Source organism: Pseudomonas sp. FG1 (assembly GCF_034313875.1).
Lineage (GTDB): Bacteria > Pseudomonadota > Gammaproteobacteria > Pseudomonadales > Pseudomonadaceae > Aquipseudomonas > Aquipseudomonas veronii.
In genome coordinates this window covers 3,678,160-3,696,060 of sequence record NZ_JAVIWP010000001.1, presented here as the reverse complement: position 1 = coordinate 3,696,060, position 17,901 = coordinate 3,678,160, and the positions used below count along the sequence as shown (strand labels likewise).

Below are 17,901 nucleotides of genomic sequence, written 5' to 3'. Positions count from 1 at the left end.
GTGCGCCAGATCGCACGGGGCAGTTGCGCTGCACTATCGCGCAGCCTGGGTGTCGTAACTCGCATGCGCCCATTCCCAGGAGAAACCATGAGCCAGGACGTCCTCGCCAAAGAAACCAACCGCCGCCAATTGCAGCAGATCATCTCCGGGTTGTCCGACGGGGTGATTTTGGCCGAGCTCGACCAGACCATCCTCTGGGCCAACGAGGCCGCGCTGACCATGCACGGGGTCAGCGCGGTCGAACACCTGGGCGCCAACAATCAGGCCTATGCCGAGCGGTTCGCCTTGCGCTATCGCAATAACCACCCGCTGTTGCCGGACAACTACCCGCTCAGCCGGGTGGCGGCCGGCGAAGCGTTCAGCGACGTGATCGTGGAAGTCAGCCCCACCGGCGACGACGAGCGCAGTTGGGTCCATCGCCTGCGCAGCCTGGTGCTGACCGATTCACGCGGCGAACCGGAGCTTTTGGTGTTGATCCTCAGCGACGCCACCGAATGGGCGAGCGCCGAGCAGCGCTTCGAAAAAACCTTCAACGCCAACCCCGCGCCCGCCGTGATCTGCCGCCTCAGCGACCTGCGCTATATCAAGGTCAACCAGGGCTTTCTGGAGATGACCGGCTATAACCGCGACCAAGTGATCGGCCGCTCGGTGTATGAACTGGACGTGCTGGAACACGCCGAGCGCAAGGACCTGGCCATCCAGCGCCTGGCCGAAGGCGCGACCATCCCGCAGATGCAGGCCGAATTGAGATTGCCCGAGGGCGGCAGCAAGTTGGTGATCGTGGCCGGCCAGCCGTTGGACATGAACGAGGAAGACTGCATGTTGTTTTCCTTCACCGACCTGGAACCGCGGCGCAAGGCAGAAATCGCCCTGCGCCAGAGTGAGGAGCGCTTCGCCAAGTCGTTCCGCCTGACGCCGGTGCCAACCCTGGTGTGCAACGCCGACAACCGTCAAGTGGTGGATATCAACGAAGCTTTCATGAGCATTACCGGCTACACCAGTGAGGAACTGATCGGCAAAGCCATCGAAGACATCGACTTCATCGACAGCGCCCAAGCCTGCGCGCAGTTGTTCGCCACTCTGGAAAAAGCCGGCAACCTCGACGGGCTGGATCTGAAGGTGCGCAAGAAAGGCGATGAGGTGATCGACTGCGTGGTGTCCGCCGATACCGTGAGCATCCAGGACGTGCCCTGCTACCTGCTGGTGCTGATGAACATCACCGAACGCAAGCGCTCGGAGCTGGAGCTGGTGGCGGCCATCGAAGAAGTGATGCAGGACGCCTCCTGGTTCAGCCAGACCCTGATCGAAAAGCTGGCCAACGCCAAAGGCGCCAACCGACCCAATGTGCCGGGCATTGCCTTCACCGATCTCACCACCCGCGAGCGCGATGTGCTGGGTTTGATTTGCGAAGGCCTGGCCGACAAAGAGATCGCCTCGCGCCTGAAGCTGGCGCCCAACACGGTGCGTAACCATGTGGCCACGGTGTATTCCAAACTGGGGGTGCATAGCCGTAGTGCAGCGATCGTCTGGGCCCGTGAGCGCGGGCTGTTCGCCGGTGAACTGCGTCTGAAAAACAAGCGCTGAAAGTGCAAATGCACTAGTGCGGTTAGTGCGAATTCGCCTTATTGCGCCTAGGTGTAATGCTTAACCTTCCTGAGGTGGGCACAGGCTTTCGATCCTGTGTCGTCGTATTCCACACCCGGAAGGAATTAGCATGTTTACCCTGTCTCAATTGCGAAATTGCATCGAAGAAGGCCTGTCGCCGCTGACGTGCGAATTCACCCTGTGCCGGGACGCGTCGCTGACCCTCAAAGTCTTCGACGCCGAAACCGGCCGGGTCGACCTGGTGGTCACCGGGATCAGCACCAATCGGCTGCAGACCCCGCAAGAAGTGGACAAGATGGTCGAAGAATTACGCTACGAGCTGCACAGCAACCACCTGGGCAAACTCACTCTGGATGACTTGCCTTCAGCCTCGCACCCATGAAATAGAACACCCCGCCACCGACGATAAACGCCCCCAGCATGTAGAACATGTAATGCGCCGGCAGGCTGGCCAACACCAACCCGCACAGCACCGGCCCCAGCGCGGCGCCGAGGTTGGACAGGTTTTGCGCGCCGTAATACATGCCGCGCAGGTGGTCCGGGGCAATACGGTCGATAAACATGTACTCGGCCGGGAACACGACGATTTCCCCCACGGTAAACACCGCCATCGCCAGCACCCACCACAGTACGCTGGTGGACAGCGCAAAGCCGATCAACCCCAGCATGAACATGCTCAAGCCGAAGATCAGCCACTGGCTCAGGTAACGGTGCGAGATGCGCCGACCGATCACGTATTGCAAGGCAATCACCAACACGGCGTTCGTCGTAAGCACCGCGCTGATGACCTTGTAGGTGTATTCAGCAGTGGTGGTGGTCACCAGGTATTGCGACAGGTAAGCCGTGAACTGGCCGAACACCACCGCACTGAGCACGCCGCCAACGGTGAAGCACACCAGACGCCGATCCTTCAACAGCACGCGGCCGACAGCCAGGAACGACACCGGCTTTTGCGTGGCATCGACAGTGGCCAGCGCACGATCACCCCAGCGCCAGTACAGCAGGAAAAAACCCGCCCCCAACAGCGCCGACAGCATAAACGGCAAGCTGATATCCAGCCTGGCCACCATCGCACCAAAGAACGGCCCCACCGCATAGCCGATATTGGTCAGGGTGTACTTGATGGAAAACACCTCACTGCGCGCGTCTTCCGGCAACAGGCTGGCAAAGCCGGCTTTGATCGCAATATCGATGACCGCGTAAGCCAGGTTGATCAGGATCAGGCAGCCATAGAACGCCCAGATAGTCTGCGCGAGCACCGTACCGATAAAGCCCACGACAAACAGCGCACTCAAGCCCAGCAGTAACCGATAGCTGCTGATGCGATCGACGAGAAACCCGCCATACACGCTGAGCAACGAACCGACGATCAGCGAACTGCCGATCACCAGGCCGACCTGAGTGATGTCCAGGGCAAAGTGCCGGGTGAGGTAGATAACCAGGTACGGAAAGGTGATCGCCTTGGCCAGCGTCAGCATCAACGTGGCGGACAGCAACAGCTTCACTGTGCGGGGGTAGTGTCTTAGGGTGGCAAGCATCCTGCTCTCATTCCATGAAGGTAACGCGGCCATTGCAGCCGGTCACCTTACCTCAGGAACCCGAAAAAAAGCAGGCGTTGCCAGCGGATTATTGCTTGACCGGAGTGATCTCGAGGATGGTGCCGTTAGTGGTTTTGAGCAGCACAAACCTATTGCCGACACGGGCCCATTGGCTGTCCTCTTCGGGCTGCTTCAAGCCGCGTTTCTTCCAGTCAGTGACCGCCGATTCCTTGCGCATCAGGATATCCGGCGCGCGGTCGCCCTCTTTCAAGTCACGGGTATTGATGCTGGAAGGCTTCACGGTTTCCTGCGGGGAATCACCGGCCTGCACCACAAAGCTGGCGGTGGACAGGCTGGCAACGACCAACAGGCTGGCGACGAGGGATCTGGACTTCATGGGTGCTCCTTCAAGTAGTGAGGCGTACCCAGGTTCCGACCGCGGGCGTGTGGAATCATTCAGCCAAAAACCCGAGCGCCCGGTTTCCCTCGCCACAGGGTGTTCGCCGCAACGCCTGCGCTTGCGTAAATAAATGCTGCTCCAGCCCCCTCACCCATTGCCCGCGTGAAATTTATCATGTAATTTTTCATGAAATTTAACGAAATAAATTTCATGAACCAACAAGAAGAACTCGAAGCCCTGGCGATCCTGATCCACGACCTGCGCAAGTACAAGAAACTCACCCTCGCGCAATTGGCGCAAAAGATCGAGCGTTCGGTGGGTTTCCTGTCTCAGGTCGAACGAGGCCTGTCACGCCCGACCGTGGCGGACCTGACCGCGATCAGCCACGCCCTTGACGTGCCCACCACCTATTTCTACAGCCTGAGCAAGCCCAAGGCCATCAACTGGGTGACGCGCCCCAACGAGCGGCGCACGGTGTATTACGCCAATGGCATCACCGACATCCTGGTCTCCCCCAACATGAACGGTGCGTTTTCGATGCTCGACAGCCTGCTGGCCCCCGGAGCCAATAGCGGTGAGCAGACCATGAGCGACCGCGCCGAGCAGGCCGGGTTTGTGCTGGAGGGGGAGTTGACGCTGTGGGTGGAAGGGGAAGCCGACTCGGTCACCCTGCACCAAGGCGACAGCTTCCACCTGGCCAGTTTCGCCCGCTGCCGCTACGCCAACCTGACCGAACTGCCCGCCCGCGTGCTGTGGGTTTACAACTAGGAGCTACACCCGTGAAAAGCCATTCCTCCACGCTGCTGGCCGAAGTACGGAGCTTTCGCCAGAACCACCCCGACGTGCGTTATGTCGACCTGATCGCCCTGGACATCCCCGGGCATTTCTACGGCAAGCGCTACCCGGTGGAGATGCTGGAAAAAGTCGCCGCCGGCGGCCCCTTGAAGCTGCCGCAGAACGCCGTGCTGCTGGGGGTTCAGGGCGGGTTGTTCAAGATCGGTGATTACTGCTTCAACGACGGCGACCCCGACGCCAACCGCCGCCTGGTGCCGGGCACGCTCAAGCCGGTGAGCTGGGAGTCGCAGCCGCTGGGCCAGATGCTGATCACCTCGGACGGTACGCAAGCGCCGATCGAATTCGAACCGCGGGAAGTATTGGCCAAGGTCCTGGAACGCCTGCACCACAAAGGCATTCACCCGGTGGTGGCCTTTGAACTGGAGTTTTACCTGTTCGACAAGCAGCTCGACAACGGCCTGCCGCAATTCGCCCGCGACCCGCTGAGTGACGACGCCGACGACCAGCCCAACCTGCATATCGAGCGACTGTCGCGCTTCAGCGAGGTGCTCGACGATATGGCGCAAACCGCCAAGGACCAAGGCATCGACATCACGGTGATCACCGCGGAACTCGGCCCTGGCCAGTTCGAGATCAACTTCGGCCACTTGGACGATGGCCTGCGCGCTGCCGACTGGGCCGCCCTGTTCTGCCGCAGCACCCGTGGTGTGGCGCTCAAGCACGGCTACCGCGCCAGCTTCATGGCCAAGCCCTACCTGCAATTCCCCGGCAGCGGCATGCATGTGCATGTCAGCCTGTACGACGGCGCCGGCAACAACATACTCGCGGCCCATCAACAGCAACCCCTGCGCCACGCCGTGGCCGGCTGCCTGGAGTTGCTGCCGCACTGCATGCCGATCTTCTCGCCGAACCACAACGCCTTCCGCCGCCTGGGCGGTACGGTCAACGCCGCCACCCGTGCCAGCTGGGGCTTCGAAGACCGCGATGCGTGCGTACGCATCCCCGAGTCCGACCCGCGCAACCTGCGTATCGAACACCGCCTGGCCAGCGCCGATGCCAACCCGTACCTGGTGTTGGCGGCGATTCTGGTGGGGTTGGAGCATGGGCTTGACGCCAAGCGCGAACCCATCGCCCCACTGAACGACGACCGCAACAGCGGCACCGACTTCCCCCTGGAAATGCTCGAGGCCGTGCGCGCCATGCAACATCAAGCGGTATTGCGCGATAAGCTGGGCGCGGAATTTGTCGACGTGTACTGCGAGAACAAACGCCAGGACCACTTGGCGTTTCAGCAGGAGATCAACACGCGGGAATACCGCTGGTTTCTCTAACCCCCCATGGAATCACCGATGACCGACCAAAGCGCCCCGGCCCTCAAGGAAATCTTCAACGCCGAACGCCTGCAACACATCGCCACCGAGATGACGGCGGTGTACCCGGCGTTCGACGCCAAGGGCTTTCTCCAGCACGCCAAGGCCGGGCTGGCCGAGTTGTCGGTGATGCAGCGCGTGGCACGGGTCAGCGACAGCCTGCACGCGGTGATCCCGCTGGATTACCCACAGACTCTCACGCGGCTCTATGCCCTCGCGCCGCGCTTGAACAGCGGGTTTGTCAGCCTGTTCCTGCCGCACTACGTGGCGAGTCATGGCCGGGATGACTTCGAGCGCTCCATGGCCGCGCTCAAATATTTCACCACCTTTGGCTCCGCCGAATTCGCGATCCGGCACTTCTTGCTGCACGACTTCCAACGCACCCTGGCGGTGATGCAACAGTGGTCGCTGGATGACAACGAACACGTGCGCCGCCTCGCCAGCGAAGGCTCGCGACCGCGCCTGCCGTGGTCATTCCGCCTGGCCGACGTGCAGGCCAACCCCGGGCTGTGCGCGTCGATCCTCGACAACCTCAAGGCCGACAGCAGCCTCTACGTGCGCAAGTCCGTGGCCAACCACCTCAACGACATCACCAAGGACCACCCCGATTGGGTCCTCAGCCTGATCGAAGGCTGGTCGCTGGATAACCCGCACACCGCCTGGATCGCCCGCCATGCACTGCGCAGCCTGATCAAGCAGGGCAACACCCGCGCGCTGACGATCATCGGCGCGGGAGCCAAGGCCGAGGTCAAGATTCATCACCTGCGCGTCACGCCGGCGGTGATCACACTGGGGGAGCGGATCAACCTGACCTTCAGCCTCGAATCCACCGCCGCCGCACCACAAAAACTGGTGGTGGACTACGCCATCGACTACGTAAAAAGCGCCGGCCACCGTGCGGCCAAAGTGTTCAAGCTCAAGGCCTTTACCCTTGGCGCAGGCGAGCAGCAGCACATCAGCCGCGAACAACATATCCGTGAACTGACCACACGCAAGCACTACCCGGGCAAGCACGCGGTGCATGTGCTGGTGAATGGAGAACGGCTGGGCAGCGCGGAATTCGTCTTGCGCGATTGACTCAGTTCAAGCAACACCACAGCTTCAATGTGGGAGGGAGCTTGCTCCCGATAGCGGTGCTTCAGTCATGCATGTTTTGGCTGACACACTGCTATCGGGGGCAAGCCCCTCCCACATTTGGATCTCCATAGATCAGATAGACCCTGATCTGCTTTTGCTCTGCTCTTGCTTGGCCTTATAGCCGACCTGATCTTGGAAGCTGAATCCGGTCAAAAGTGTGGGAGGGGGCTTGCCCCCGATAGCGGTGCTTCAGTCATGCATATTTTGGCTGACACACTGCTATCGGGGGCAAGCCCCTCCCACATTTGGATCTCCATAGATCAGATAGACCCTGATCTGCTCTTGCTCTTGCTTGGCCTTATAGCCGACCTGATCTTGGAAGCTGAATCCGGTCAAAAGTGTGGGAGGGAGCTTGCTCCCGATAGCGGTGCTTCAGTCATGCATGTTTTGGCTGACACACTGCTATCGGGGACAAGCGCCCTCCTACATTTTTGATCCAGGTTCTTCAGGTGGACCCGCCGAGCAACAGTGCCTGCTCCCGCGCGCACAACTCCACCACGTAATCCCACAACACCCGCAGCCGCACCGACTTGTGCAGTTCCCGGCGCGAGCTGATCCAATAGCTGCGCTGAATCCCCTCCCCCGGCAACAACGCCACCAGGTCCGGATCACCGGCCGCCATGAAGCACGGCAACACCGCAATCCCCAGCCCGGAACGCGCCGCCTGGTGCTGGGCGATCACGCTGGTGCTGTGGAACACCACTTTGGGGTTGCGGCAGAAGCTGCTGAGCAGTTTCAGTTCCTGGCTGAACAGCAGATCGTCGACGTAATCGATCCAGGCATGGGCGGCGAGGTCTTCGCGTTTTTCAATCGGCGGGGTGCGCGCCAGATACGCGCGGCTGGCATAGAGCGCCAGGCGATAGTCGGTGAGTTTGCGCGTGACCAGTTGATCGACGCTGGGACGTTCGAGGTGGATGCTGATTTCGGCTTCGCGGTTGAGGATGCTGACGAAACGCGGCACGGCCACCAGCTCCACTTCCAACCCCGGATAGCGCTCGAACAGCCCGCCCATGCGGCTGGCGAGGAACATCACCCCCAGCCCTTCGGCCACGCCCAGGCGGATCTTGCCCAGGGGCGCGGCGGTGTGGGTCAGTTCGTCTTCGGCCAGCAGCGCGACGTTTTCCATGGCTTCGGCGTGTTTGAGCAGGGCCTCGCCGGACGGCGTCAACTCATAGCCGTGGGCGTGCTGCACGAACAACGCGGTGCCGAGGCTTTTCTCGATCGCCTCGATATGCCGCGCCACGGTGGCGTGGGTGGTTTTCAGGCGTTGCGCGGCGGTAAGCAGGCGGCCGCTGCGCTGCAACTCAAGAAAAAACCGCAGGTCATTCCAGTCGAACATAGCGCCTCCAATCCGTGAGTCTGGGCCGTGCTGTTTAAAAACGCACAGCCACTGGGTAAAAACTAACATTTTTAAGACGAAAACTAACAACTAGGATGGAGCCAATAAGAAAAACAAGCGAGACCTCAGATGCCCACTGCAACTGCTGAATACGATTACATCGTCGTAGGCGCCGGCCCCGCAGGCTGCCTGCTGGCCAATCGACTGTCCGCCAACCCCGCCCACCGTGTGCTGTTGCTTGAAGCCGGTGGTCGCGACAATTACCCCTGGATTCACATCCCCGTCGGCTACCTGTTCTGCATCGGCAACCCACGCACCGACTGGTGCTTCAAGACCGAAGCCCAGGCCGGCCTGCAAGGCCGCGCCCTGAGTTACCCGCGGGGCAAGGTGCTCGGCGGTTGTTCGTCGATCAACGGCATGATCTACATGCGCGGCCAGGCTCAGGACTACGACGGCTGGGCGGCGGCAGGCAACCCGGGCTGGGCGTGGGAAGACGTGCTGCCGCTGTTCAAGCACAGCGAAAACCATTTTGCTGGCGGTTCGGCATTTCACGGCGACGGCGGCGAGTGGCGCGTCGAGCAACAACGGCTGTCGTGGCCGATTCTGGATGCCTTCCGTGAGGCCGCAGCGCAAAGCGGCATCGCCAACGTCAGCGACTTCAACCAGGGCGATAACGAAGGCTGCGGTTACTTCCAGGTCAACCAGAAGGCCGGCGTCCGCTGGAATGCGGCCAAGGCGTTCCTCAAGCCGATCCGCCAGCGGCCGAACCTGACGGTATTGACCGAAGTCGAAGTCGACCGCGTGTTGCTGGAAAACGGCCGCGCATCGGCAGTGGTCGGGCGTCAGCACGGCCAGTCGCTCCGTTGGAAGGCCCGTAAGGAAATCGTGTTGTGTGCTGGCGCCGTGGGTTCGCCCGGCATTTTGCAGCGTTCGGGGATTGGCCCCGCCAACGTGCTCAAGCCGCTCGGCATCAATGTGTTGCATGAACTGCCAGGGGTTGGCGGCAACCTGCAGGACCACCTGCAACTGCGGCTGATCTACAAGCTGGAAAACGCGCGCACCCTGAACCAGATCGCGGGCAGCGTGTGGGGCAAAATGGGCATGGGCCTGCGTTACCTGTATGACCGCAGCGGCCCGCTGTCGATGGCGCCCAGCCAGCTCGGCGCGTTTGCCCGCTCGGGCCCGGAACAAACCTCGGCCAACCTTGAATACCATGTGCAGCCGCTGTCCCTGGAGCGCTTCGGCGAGCCGTTGCACGCGTTCCCGGCGTTTACCGCGTCGGTCTGCGACCTGCGCCCGCAAAGCCGCGGGCGTATCGATATTCGCTCGGTCAACCCGACGGATGCGCCGTTGATCCAGCCCAATTACCTCAGTCATCCGCAAGACCTGCGGGTGGCCGCCGACGCGATTCGCCTGACTCGACGGATCGTCGCCGCGCCGGCCCTGAGCCCGTTCAAACCGGTGGAATACTTGCCCGGCGATGCGCTGCAAACCGAAGAGCAACTGCACGAAGCCGCGGCGCGCATCGGCACGACGATCTTCCATCCGGTGGGCACCTGCCGCATGGGCAGTGACCAGGACGCGGTGGTCGACGCGCAGTTGCGGGTGCATGGCGTGCCGGGGCTGCGCATCGCCGATGCCTCGATCATGCCCCGCATCACATCCGGCAATACCTGCTCACCGACGCTGATGATCGCGGAGAAAGCCGCGCAACTGATCCTTTCGCCGAACACTGTAGGAGCGAGCTTGCCCGCGAAAAACGCAAAGGCGCCGCGTTCATCCAGATTTCCCGCGTAATCGTTGGCGATTTTCGCGAGCAAGCGCGCGCCTACAGAGGAACGGAAAACAGACCGGCGCTGAGGTTGGCGCCGACAGTGGAACAACAATAAATAATCACTGTGAGGGATACCCGATGTCAGAACATGCTCAAACCCTGGGCTCGGCGGTCAGCACGAGCACCGTCAGCGAATCGAGAAAAGTCATCTTCGCCTCGTCCCTGGGGACGGTATTCGAGTGGTATGACTTCTTCCTCTATGGCGCCCTCGCGGCGGTGATCAGTAAACAGTTCTTTGCCGGGGTCAACGACACCACGGCGTTTATCTTCGCCTTGATGGCCTTCGCGGCCGGCTTTGTGGTGCGCCCGTTCGGCGCGCTGGTGTTTGGCCGCCTGGGCGACATGATCGGGCGCAAGTACACTTTCCTCGTGACCATTATCCTGATGGGTGTGGCGACGTTCTGCGTCGGCCTGTTGCCCACGTATGCCAGCATCGGCATTGCCGCGCCGATCATCCTGATCGCCCTGCGCATGCTGCAAGGCCTGGCGTTGGGCGGCGAGTACGGCGGCGCGGCGACCTATGTCGCCGAACACGCCCCCGCCGGCAAGCGCGGCCTGCACACCAGTTGGATTCAATCCACCGCCACCCTGGGGTTACTGTTGTCACTGCTGGTGGTGCTGGCCTGCCGCTACTTCACTGGCGATCAGTTCGAAGTGTGGGGCTGGCGCATTCCGTTCCTGTTTTCCATCGTGCTGCTGGGCATTTCCACCTGGATCCGCATGAGCCTGCATGAATCGCCGGCGTTCCTGAAAATGAAGGAGGAAGGCAAGGCCAGCAAGGCGCCGATCCGCGAGTCCTTCGGCAAGTGGGAAAACCTCAAGGTGGTGCTGATTGCGCTGTTCAGCATCAACGGCGGGCAAGCGGTGACCTTTTACGCGGCGCAGTTCTATGTGCTGTTCTTCCTCACGCAGTTCCTGAAGATGGACCCGGCCCTGGCCAATATGCTGCTGATCATCAGCGTGGTGATTGGCGCACCGTTCTTTATCTTCTTCGGCTGGCTGTCGGACAAGATCGGGCGCAAACCGGTGCTGATGCTCGGCCTGCTGCTGGCGACCGCGCTGTACTTCCCGATCTTCAAGGGCCTGGCGCACTACACCAACCCGGCGATGGACCAGGCCAGTCGCCAGGCGCCGATCACCGTGCTGGCCGACCCGGCCACCTGCACCTTCCAGTTCGACCCGGTGGGCAAGGCGCGTTTTGACAGCCCCTGCGACAAGGTCAAGACCTTCCTGGTCAAGCAAGGCCTGCCCTACAGCAGCGCCGCCGCCCCTGCCGGCAGCCCGGTGCAGGTGAGCGTGGGCGACGTGCGCATCGATGGCTTTGACGAGTCGGCCCTGCGCGCCGCCGTGACCCTCGCCGGCTACCCGACATCGGCGGATGTGGCGCAGGTCAACAAGGTGATGGTGGTGGTGCTGATCGTGGTGCTGATCCTGATCGCGGCCATGTGCTACGGCCCGCTGGCGGCGTTGATGGTGGAACTGTTCCCGACACGCATCCGCTACACCTCGATGTCCCTGCCCTATCACATCGGCAACGGCTGGTTTGGCGGCTTCCTGCCGACCGTGTCGTTTGCCCTGGTGGTGTACACCGGCGATATCTTCTATGGCTTGTGGTATCCGGTGGTCGTGACCGGGGTGAGCCTGGTTGTCGGGATGTTCTGCCTCAAGGAAACGCGGCATGTGGATATCGACAACAACTGACCCGACCACCTGAACACCGCAGGTCCCCTGTGGGAGGGAGCAAGCCCCCTCCCACATCTGCTCTGCGGCGCCACACAAATCGCTGTACATCCATACAGATAATGGTTGCTCAAATCCCTCGGACTACGCATCCTGCAAGGCATCAACCCGATCTGATGTGATGACCATGCGGCTGTTCCTCTGTGAAAAACCCTCCCAGGCCAAGGATATTGCGGCCGTGCTCGGCGCCACGCGCCGTGGCGACGGTTGCTGGCTGGGCAACGGGGTGACTGTCACCTGGTGCATCGGCCACCTGCTGGAAACCGCCCCGCCCGACGCCTACGACGCCAAGTACAAGCGCTGGGTGCTCGCCGACCTGCCGATTGTCCCGGACAAATGGAAGATGCGCGTCAAGCCCAAGACCGCCGCCCAGTTCAAGGCGGTCAAGCGCCTGCTGGGGGAAGCCTTGGAACTGGTGATCGCCACCGACGCCGACCGCGAGGGCGAAATGATCGCCCGCGAGCTGGTGGAACATTGCCGCTATCGCGGGCCGATCCAACGCCTGTGGCTGTCGGCGCTGGACGACGCCTCCATCCGCAAGGCCCTGGCCGCGCTCAAACCCGGCGCCGAGACCTTCAGCCTGTACCACTCGGCCCTGGGCCGTTCCCGCGCCGACTGGCTGATCGGCATGAATATGAGCCGCCTGTTTACCTTGCTCGGCCGCCAATCCGGTTACCAAGGCGTACTGCCGGTGGGCCGGGTGCAAACCCCGACCCTGCGCCTGGTGGTCGACCGTGACCGCAGCATCGCCGATTTCGTACCGGTGGCCTACTGGGCCATCGACGTCGACCTGCGCCACGCGCACATGACCTTCACCGCCCAATGGCGCGCCGTCGACGATGCCTGTGACGACCAAGGCCGCTGCCTCAACCCGCAACTCGCCCGGGACGCCGCCGACGCCATGACCCACGCCGCCAGTGCGCGGCTGGTGAAGTTGCGCACCGAACGCATGCGCGAGGTCGCGCCCCTGCCCTTCGACCTGGGGACGTTGCAGGAAATCTGCTCGAAGAAGCTCGGTCTCGGCGCCCAGGAAACCCTGGACATCGCCCAATCGCTGTACGAAACCCACAAGGCCATCACCTACCCGCGCAGCGATTGCGGCTACCTGCCATTGAGTCAGCATGGCGACGCGGCGAAGATCCTTGCCGCCCTGGGCCGTGCCGACGCGGCCGTCAACGAACTGATGCCGCATCTCGATCCCCAGCGCCGCTCGCGGGCGTGGAACGACGCCAAGGTCAGCGCCCACCACGGCATCATTCCCACTGGCGCCGGCAAGGATGCAGGGCAACTCACCGGCAAGCATCGGGCGGTCTACACACTGATTCGCGCGCGCTACCTGGCGCAGTTTCTGCCCAACCATGAATACGACCGCACCCAGGCGGATTTCGACTGTGCCGGTCAAGCGCTGCGCGCGGTGGGCAAAGTCGTCATCGAGCCAGGCTGGAAACGCGCGCTGCCCGAAGCCCTTGCACCCGCCAAAGGCCGTGAGGCGCCGGCACCGCAAGCCTTGCCGGCGCTGGTGCAGGGCCAGGATTACGCCGTTGCCAAGGTCAACCTCAAGGACCTGTGGACCCAACCGCCCAAACCCTTCACCGAGGGCGACCTGATCAAGGCGATGAAAAACGTCGCCAAGCTGGTGGAAGACCCGTTGCTCAAGCAAAAGCTCAAGGACACCACCGGCATCGGCACCGAAGCCACCCGCGCCGGGATCATCCAGGGCCTGCTGGACCGAGGCTACCTGGTGAAGAACGGCAAGGCCCTCTCGGCCACCCCGGCGGCGTTCAGCCTGATCGATGCGGTGCCGCGCGCCATCGCCGACCCGGGCACCACGGCGATCTGGGAACAGGCGCTGGACATGGTGCAAAGCGGCGAAATGAGCCTGGAAGAATTCGTCGCCAAGCAAGCGGCCTGGATGAGCAAGCAAGTGGCCCGCTGCAACGGTATGCGTATGACCATCACCGGCCCCGCCAGCCCGGCAGGCCGCGGCGCCACCCCGTGGAAGAAGAAACGCACGGCCGCGCCCCGCAAGACGGCGGCCAGCCCAAAACGGGCGAAAAAGCCGACAAGTACCGGGTAAACCATGAATAAATCCGGCGGATGACGTTTTTCGACAGCTTTAACGCCGCTTTGGTCCTTGCTCCGGCGCCGGCCGTCTAGGATTCTGTAGGGGATTGCTGACTTCCTAACAACAACACCGGAGTGGCCACCATGAAAACCGTCTCAGAAGTACTCAAAGCCAAAGACAAGCAAAACCAGGAAGTCCACACCATTGAATGGGACCACACCGTATTCGAAGCGTTGGTGGTGATGTCATCGAAAAATGTCGGGGCCCTGCCGGTCGTCAAGCAGGGTGAGGTGGTTGGCATCATCAGCGAGCGCGATTACGCACGGAAGCTGATACTCAAAGGCCTTTCTTCCGTCACCACCAAAGTCCACGAGGTCATGAGCTCTCCAGTCATCACGGTCGATGCCCACAAGACAGTCGAAGCCTGCATGAACATCATGACCGACAGTCACCTGCGCCACCTGCCGGTGGTCGTCGACGGAAAACTGCTGGGCCTGCTCTCCATCGGTGACCTGGTCAAGGAAGCCATTGCCGAACAAGCCAACCTGATCAAGCAACTGGAGCAATACATTCGCGGCGAATAGGAGAGCCCATGCTCGACATGCTCGAACATCAAGAAGACCACCTTGACACCCTGCACCGGGCCATGGCCGCACGGCGTTTTCTGGTGCTGACCGGGGCGGGGATCAGCACGTCATCAGGTATCCCGGATTATCGGGACAGCGAAGGCGTGCGCCGAGGCAAGGCGCCGATGATGTACCAGGAGTTCCTGGCCACCCCGCAAGCGCGGCGCCGTTATTGGGCACGGGCGATGCTGGGCTGGCCACGGGTACGGATTGCGCAGCCGAACCAGGCCCACCTGGCGCTGGCCGCCTTGCAACATCGCCAGCGTATCAGCGGGCTGATCACACAAAACGTCGACACGCTGCATGACCAGGCCGGTAGTGAGGATGTGATCGAGCTGCATGGCAGCTTGCATCGCGTGCTATGCCTGGATTGCCATCGGCCCAGCGCACGCGATGTGATCCAACGGTTGATGGAGGCCGAGAACCCGTACCTGGCGGGCGTCGACGCCGTGCAGGCACCCGACGGCGATACCCTGCTCGACGCAGCGTTTGAACAACGCTTTCGCGTGCCCCGCTGCCCCCATTGCGACGGTGAACGGCTCAAACCGGACGTCGTGTTCTTCGGCGAAAACGTTGCCCAGGCCACCGCCGCCAGGGCGATGGCGGCGGTGGAACACGCCGAGGGGCTGTTGGTGGTGGGGTCGTCGCTGATGGCCTACTCGGCGTTTCGCCTGTGCAAGGCGATGGTCGAGCAAGGCAAACCGGTGATTGCCATCAATCTGGGCAAGACCCGTGGGGATGAGTTGTTGCAGCTGAAGATCGCGGCATCCTGCGAGCGGTTGTTGCCGCTATTGGCAGAGCGCCTGGGATAGCCAGGGCACCGCCCCTCAAAGATCAGCGGGAGACCCGGGCAGGCCAATGAACTGCAGCGACCCACCGCACAAAAAATGACGCCTGAGTCACACCTCCTCGCATGCCCCCGTCCCCACGGCGATTTATGTAGTGATCAAAAATAATCACTACATAACCGTTGACGTAACCTTTTTGTCCTTGCATGATCTAGACGTCTCCCGGATCGGGAGCGTTGGTAACAAGCGTTTTGAACAAGCTCGTCTGACCGCCGAGCTGTTTCTTCCGGATGTGCACTGCCCACAAGGCAGATTGATGAAGCTGACCGACCCGAAGGGTTCGGTACAAGGAGCTCAAACGCTGCTTGTCTTCGTTATGAAACCATTGCGTAGCAGTTCATCAGCAAGACTACATGCATCAGGTTCAAGACCCTGCCCGTATTCGGCAGACCGTCACTGACGCCCGGTTTTCGGAACCGGAGACAACTAAGCAGTTTTAACGAATCAATTGATAGATCGCCAACTGGTCAAGGGGCTTACACATGAATCTGAACAACCAACCAACTATCGAAGAATTGGCTGAGATGTTCGCAGCGCAGAAAGACACACTCGACGACCATATCCTGTGGATTGGCAAATCGGGCAAAGTCCAAATTGACTGCCTGGCGCCCCACACCGAAGAAGCCGAGTTCGACAAAAACAACCGTGAACTGGCGGCGCGCCTGAAGATGTACCGCCGTGGCCAGGGTTATGTCGGCAAGAAAGCGGCGGCCGATCGCAATTTCATCGAGCAAGTGTTCGACACACTTAACCACGCGTGGGAGTCTTTCAAAGACAACTCGCAAGTTAAAGTAATCGACCGCTACTACTAAGTACTTCTCAACTAATGTGGGAACTGGCTTGCCAGTTCCCACATTTTTTATGCAACTTCAAAAGTTGGGGTAACGCCCTTTCCCCGCTTCATCGCGGAAAATATCAAACAACACCTGTGCCGCCGCCGACAGTTCATGCCCCGGTTTGGTCAACACACCAATCGGCCGCTCGATCACCGGATCGGTCAAGGTGATGCAATGGGCGCCCGCCTCCTGCATCTGCTGCGCACATAATGCCGGTACGGCGCTGACCCCCAGCCCACTGGCAACCATCTTGCCCACCGTCGCCAATTGATGACTCTCCAGCGCCACCGGCAATTTCATCTGCAAGGCACCCAGATGCTCCTCCAGCATCACCCGTACCGTCGAGGGTCGTTGCAGGGCAATGAACGGTTGCTCCAACAGGCTTTTCCAGTCGATTTCAGCGCGCAGTGCCAAGGGTGAATCCATGGGCACCACGGCAATGAAGCGGTCCAGGTATAACGGCGTAAACGCCAGCGACGACCCCTCGGACGGTTCGAACGCCACGCCCAACTCGACCTGGCGATCGCGGACCATTTCCAGCACCTGTTCGTTGATCAGGTCATGCACCGTCACGTTCACATGGGGGTAACGCGCGCGGAATATCTTCAGGATCGGCGGCAGCAGGTTACCCGCAAACGACGGCATCGCCGCCACCGTTACGCGCCCGCGCTGCAGGGTGAAGCGCTGGCGCAGTTCATCCTCGGCGTTGTCCCAATCGGCAATCAGCCGACGCGCCAGCGGCAATAAGGATTCCCCTTCAGGGGTCAGCGCGACATTCCGTGTATTGCGGCTGAACAAGCGCCCGCCCAGCCCTTCTTCCAGGCCTTTGATGGTCAAGCTCAGCGCCGACTGAGAGAGGTGCAGGCGCTCGCAGGCGGCGGCAAAACTCAGGCTCTGCGCCACGGCCAAAAAGGCACGAATCTGTTTGACGGTCATGACATTACTCCGGACGACGGTTCGACTATGCAGTTTTTTAAATCAATCAACCTTAAAAAACAACTTAACAAATCAATCCGTCGGCGCAACACTCGAGGCATTGGCTGGCCCACTAACAATAAAAGAGGTGCATATGGCAGGTTTCGATAAACGCGTGGCGTCCTATGAAGAAGCCCTCGCAGGCCTGGAAGATGGCATGACCGTACTCGCTGGCGGCTTTGGCCTGTGCGGCATTCCGGAAAACCTCATCGCTGAGATCAAGCGCAAAGGCACCCGCGACCTGACCGTGGTTTCCAATAACTGCGGCGTCGACGGCTTTGGCCTGGGCGTGCTGCTGGAACAAAAGCAGATCCGCAAAGTGATCGCGTCTTATGTGGGCGAAAACGCCCTGTTCGAGAAGCAACTGCTCAGCGGCGAAATCGAAGTGGTGCTCACCCCCCAAGGCACCCTGGCGGAAAAAATGCGCGCCGGCGGTGCTGGCATTCCGGCCTTCTTCACCGCCACCGGCGTCGGCACCCCGGTGGCCGAAGGCAAGGAAACCCGCGAATTCAACGGTCGCCCGTACCTGATGGAAGAATCCATCACCGGTGACTTCGCCATCGTCAAAGGCTGGAAAGCCGACCACTTCGGCAACGTCGTCTACCGCCACACCGCCCAGAACTTCAACCCGCTGGCCGCCACCGCCGGCAAGATCACCGTGGTCGAAGTCGAGGAAATCGTCGAACCGGGCGAGCTGGAACCGTCGCAGATCCACACCCCTGGCATCTACGTCGACCGGATCATCTGCGGCACATTCGAGAAGCGCATCGAACAGCGCACCGTCCGCAAATAA

The 17,901-nt window shown here is 61.3% G+C and carries 16 protein-coding genes; 12 read left to right on the top strand and 4 right to left on the bottom strand.

Annotated elements, in window-relative coordinates; genetic code table 11:
• Window positions 1–87: 87 nt before the first annotated feature.
• On the top strand, window positions 88–1,584 hold the full coding sequence (locus RGV59_RS17185; protein ID WP_046485900.1) for a helix-turn-helix transcriptional regulator: 1,497 nt from the start codon (window positions 88–90) through the stop codon (window positions 1,582–1,584).
• Between the two features lie 130 nt (window positions 1,585–1,714).
• The gene (locus RGV59_RS17180; RefSeq protein WP_017847058.1) at window positions 1,715–1,987 is read left to right on the top strand and encodes a DUF1652 domain-containing protein; all 273 of its coding nucleotides are present in this window, start codon (window positions 1,715–1,717) and stop codon (window positions 1,985–1,987) included.
• Here the strand turns inward: RGV59_RS17180 and RGV59_RS17175 are convergent.
• Both RGV59_RS17175 and RGV59_RS17170 read right to left on the bottom strand, forming a co-directional pair.
• A complete protein-coding gene (locus RGV59_RS17175; RefSeq protein ID WP_026140037.1) occupies window positions 1,950–3,143 on the bottom strand; it encodes an MFS transporter in 1,194 nt (397 codons plus the stop codon). The two genes, RGV59_RS17180 and RGV59_RS17175, sit on opposite strands and share 38 nt — an antisense overlap.
• 88 nt (window positions 3,144–3,231) lie before the next feature.
• Window positions 3,232–3,540: an RcnB family protein gene (locus RGV59_RS17170; RefSeq protein ID WP_046485902.1), complete on the bottom strand. Its 309-nt coding sequence runs from the start codon at window positions 3,538–3,540 to the stop codon at window positions 3,232–3,234.
• A gap of 213 nt (window positions 3,541–3,753) precedes the next feature.
• On the opposite strand from RGV59_RS17170, the gene RGV59_RS17165 reads away from it, so the two are divergent.
• The 3 genes from RGV59_RS17165 to RGV59_RS17155 are packed head-to-tail and all read left to right on the top strand — an operon-like array spanning window position 3,754 to window position 6,785.
• Window positions 3,754–4,311 (top strand): helix-turn-helix domain-containing protein, encoded by a 558-nt coding sequence (locus RGV59_RS17165; protein WP_017847055.1) that lies wholly within the window; start codon window positions 3,754–3,756, stop codon window positions 4,309–4,311.
• Window positions 4,312–4,322: 11 nt separating this feature from the next.
• Window positions 4,323–5,669: a glutamine synthetase family protein gene (locus RGV59_RS17160; RefSeq protein WP_017847054.1), complete on the top strand. Its 1,347-nt coding sequence runs from the start codon at window positions 4,323–4,325 to the stop codon at window positions 5,667–5,669.
• An 18-nt stretch (window positions 5,670–5,687) separates the two neighbouring features.
• Window positions 5,688–6,785, top strand: a complete 1,098-nt coding sequence (locus tag RGV59_RS17155) for a DNA alkylation repair protein (protein WP_126585863.1) — start codon at window positions 5,688–5,690, stop codon at window positions 6,783–6,785.
• 505 nt (window positions 6,786–7,290) lie between these two features.
• On the opposite strand, the gene RGV59_RS17150 is transcribed toward RGV59_RS17155, so the two are convergent.
• Window positions 7,291–8,184: a LysR family transcriptional regulator gene (locus RGV59_RS17150; protein WP_017847052.1), complete on the bottom strand. Its 894-nt coding sequence runs from the start codon at window positions 8,182–8,184 to the stop codon at window positions 7,291–7,293.
• Window positions 8,185–8,313: 129 nt separating this feature from the next.
• On the opposite strand from RGV59_RS17150, the gene RGV59_RS17145 reads away from it, so the two are divergent.
• The 6 genes from RGV59_RS17145 to RGV59_RS17120 all read left to right on the top strand — a co-directional run bounded on the left by RGV59_RS17145 (window position 8,314) and on the right by RGV59_RS17120 (window position 16,109).
• On the top strand, window positions 8,314–9,981 hold the full coding sequence (locus tag RGV59_RS17145) for a GMC family oxidoreductase (RefSeq protein ID WP_017847051.1): 1,668 nt from the start codon (window positions 8,314–8,316) through the stop codon (window positions 9,979–9,981).
• Between the two features lie 115 nt (window positions 9,982–10,096).
• Window positions 10,097–11,719 carry an MFS transporter gene (locus RGV59_RS17140; protein ID WP_017847050.1) on the top strand — a complete coding sequence of 541 codons (1,623 nt, stop codon included), beginning with the start codon at window positions 10,097–10,099 and terminating at the stop codon, window positions 11,717–11,719.
• A 166-nt stretch (window positions 11,720–11,885) separates the two neighbouring features.
• Window positions 11,886–13,835, top strand: coding sequence for a DNA topoisomerase III (locus RGV59_RS17135; protein ID WP_126585862.1), 1,950 nt, complete (start codon window positions 11,886–11,888; stop codon window positions 13,833–13,835).
• Between the two features lie 131 nt (window positions 13,836–13,966).
• On the top strand, window positions 13,967–14,407 hold the full coding sequence (locus RGV59_RS17130) for a CBS domain-containing protein (RefSeq protein ID WP_017847048.1): 441 nt from the start codon (window positions 13,967–13,969) through the stop codon (window positions 14,405–14,407).
• Between the two features lie 8 nt (window positions 14,408–14,415).
• Window positions 14,416–15,261, top strand: a complete 846-nt coding sequence (locus RGV59_RS17125; RefSeq protein WP_102617819.1) for an NAD-dependent protein deacetylase — start codon at window positions 14,416–14,418, stop codon at window positions 15,259–15,261.
• 518 nt (window positions 15,262–15,779) lie between these two features.
• Window positions 15,780–16,109 (top strand): hypothetical protein, encoded by a 330-nt coding sequence (locus RGV59_RS17120; protein WP_017847046.1) that lies wholly within the window; start codon window positions 15,780–15,782, stop codon window positions 16,107–16,109.
• Between the two features lie 57 nt (window positions 16,110–16,166).
• Here the strand turns inward: RGV59_RS17120 and RGV59_RS17115 are convergent, their stop codons facing one another.
• Entirely contained in the window at window positions 16,167–17,069 is a 903-nt protein-coding gene (locus RGV59_RS17115; protein WP_102617820.1) for a LysR family transcriptional regulator, read from the bottom strand.
• A gap of 133 nt (window positions 17,070–17,202) precedes the next feature.
• Here RGV59_RS17115 and RGV59_RS17110 point away from each other — a divergent pair, with 133 nt between their 5' ends.
• Window positions 17,203–17,901, top strand: a complete 699-nt coding sequence (locus tag RGV59_RS17110) for a CoA transferase subunit A (RefSeq protein ID WP_126585861.1) — start codon at window positions 17,203–17,205, stop codon at window positions 17,899–17,901.

Coding starts and splice junctions, on each gene's coding strand:
- RGV59_RS17115 (WP_102617820.1), bottom strand. CDS start 17,069: ATGACCGTCAAACAGATTCGTGCCTTTTTGGCCGTGGCGCAGAGCCTG.
- RGV59_RS17110 (WP_126585861.1), top strand. CDS start 17,203: ATGGCAGGTTTCGATAAACGCGTGGCGTCCTATGAAGAAGCCCTCGCA.
- RGV59_RS17170 (WP_046485902.1), bottom strand. CDS start 3,540: ATGAAGTCCAGATCCCTCGTCGCCAGCCTGTTGGTCGTTGCCAGCCTG.
- RGV59_RS17120 (WP_017847046.1), top strand. CDS start 15,780: ATGAATCTGAACAACCAACCAACTATCGAAGAATTGGCTGAGATGTTC.
- RGV59_RS17165 (WP_017847055.1), top strand. CDS start 3,754: ATGAACCAACAAGAAGAACTCGAAGCCCTGGCGATCCTGATCCACGAC.
- RGV59_RS17185 (WP_046485900.1), top strand. CDS start 88: ATGAGCCAGGACGTCCTCGCCAAAGAAACCAACCGCCGCCAATTGCAG.
- RGV59_RS17180 (WP_017847058.1), top strand. CDS start 1,715: ATGTTTACCCTGTCTCAATTGCGAAATTGCATCGAAGAAGGCCTGTCG.
- RGV59_RS17150 (WP_017847052.1), bottom strand. CDS start 8,184: ATGTTCGACTGGAATGACCTGCGGTTTTTTCTTGAGTTGCAGCGCAGC.
- RGV59_RS17125 (WP_102617819.1), top strand. CDS start 14,416: ATGCTCGACATGCTCGAACATCAAGAAGACCACCTTGACACCCTGCAC.
- RGV59_RS17135 (WP_126585862.1), top strand. CDS start 11,886: ATGCGGCTGTTCCTCTGTGAAAAACCCTCCCAGGCCAAGGATATTGCG.
- RGV59_RS17155 (WP_126585863.1), top strand. CDS start 5,688: ATGACCGACCAAAGCGCCCCGGCCCTCAAGGAAATCTTCAACGCCGAA.
- RGV59_RS17140 (WP_017847050.1), top strand. CDS start 10,097: ATGTCAGAACATGCTCAAACCCTGGGCTCGGCGGTCAGCACGAGCACC.
- RGV59_RS17130 (WP_017847048.1), top strand. CDS start 13,967: ATGAAAACCGTCTCAGAAGTACTCAAAGCCAAAGACAAGCAAAACCAG.
- RGV59_RS17145 (WP_017847051.1), top strand. CDS start 8,314: ATGCCCACTGCAACTGCTGAATACGATTACATCGTCGTAGGCGCCGGC.
- RGV59_RS17175 (WP_026140037.1), bottom strand. CDS start 3,143: ATGCTTGCCACCCTAAGACACTACCCCCGCACAGTGAAGCTGTTGCTG.